General features: G+C 39.1%; 1 protein-coding gene. It reads right to left on the bottom strand.

All coding sequences use genetic code 11. From position 1 onward, the window contains the following. A partial coding sequence (locus tag HMPREF3182_RS07690; protein ID WP_206445546.1) for a hypothetical protein occupies positions 1–1,322 on the bottom strand: 1,322 nt, incomplete at both ends.

Raw genomic sequence — 1,322 nt, 5'->3', positions numbered from 1 at the left:
CACCTATATTGCCTGCGTCTTTATCGGCTTTATTATCAAGCAATCCATTCGTTTTCGTGATATTTTCTATCTTAGTATCTAAATTATTGATCGTTGTATTTCCACTCAAATCAAGCGTTTTCAAGTCTACTTCACCGGTAACGGCATTGTTATCTGTGTCAGCAACATTTAATTTCAATTTCCCGTCAGCTACACTAAGTCCGGTTGTCCCGGTTTTCAGTGTCGTGTTCTTGCCGGTAATCTTATAGCCGACTTTCTTACCGCCTTTTTCTATGTCAGATACGCTAACACTGCCTTCTCCTGTTATCTCCGGTCCTTTAACAGTAAAGGTATTACCTGTTTCCTTATTAGCGATTGTCGTAACGGTGACATAATCGCCTGCTACTACCGTCGCTTTATCTTCTTTCAATGTATTATTGATATTGGTAATCGCCGTATTATTCGTTAAATCAACCTTACTGCCTTCAATGCCATACTTAATCGTGTTTCCCTCACGGCTTACGGTCAGTCCTTTACCGGTTTCTACGTCAAAGGTAACGGTGTTTCCGTTTTTAATTTCTTGTTCATCGCCTGTTCCTGCTTTGACTTTAAAGCCATGCATAGCATCGGTTAATCCCAATTTTGTGAGCCATACCGACGAATCTATATTTGTTGCGTCTTTATTTGCTTTATTGTCAAGCAATCCACCGGTTTTCGTGATATTCGTAATCGCCGTATTTTTACTTAAATCAATCTTATCTCCATCAACGTTTGTTATCTTCTTCGTTGTCGAACTATTAATATTCTCAATTACCTTATCTGTATTAATGCCGTATTTAATTGTCTTTTCTGTTTGCTTAACAGTGAGTCCTTGATTTTCTTCTGTGCCGAATTCTACTGTTTCTCCATCAGCTACATTAGTTGCTGTTCCACCGGTTGCTTGTATCTTCCAAGAAGACATAGTACCTACACCTTTTCCGGTGATCCCTAATTCTTCTTTCAGTTTTTTCGTATTCAATGTATATGTTACATTTTTATTCTCATCTACAGATGCTACAAATGAAGATGTAGCTCCCTCTGTGTTTGCCGTTGCCGCTTTAAACGTAATTACCGGTGCTGGATCTCCGCCTAATGTTACATTACTTGTTCCCGTTCCTTCATCTTTAATCGTAAAACCTGTTTGCAATTTGGTAATTGCCGTTGCGTTATTATCTGATTTTATTTTAATCGGGTTCACGAAATCATAGACAGTCTTACCGGTTACAAGGTTAGTGTCATTTGCTGCAACTGTTCCCGTGCCGAGTTTATTTGCCCATTGACCGGGAGCAGTAATATTTCCACCA

Origin of the sequence: Megasphaera hutchinsoni (genome assembly GCF_001553405.1) — a bacterium.
Taxonomy (GTDB): domain Bacteria; phylum Bacillota; class Negativicutes; order Veillonellales; family Megasphaeraceae; genus Megasphaera; species Megasphaera hutchinsoni.
Note: the sequence above shows the minus strand (reverse complement) of the source record. Positions and strands in the feature narration are given on the sequence as shown.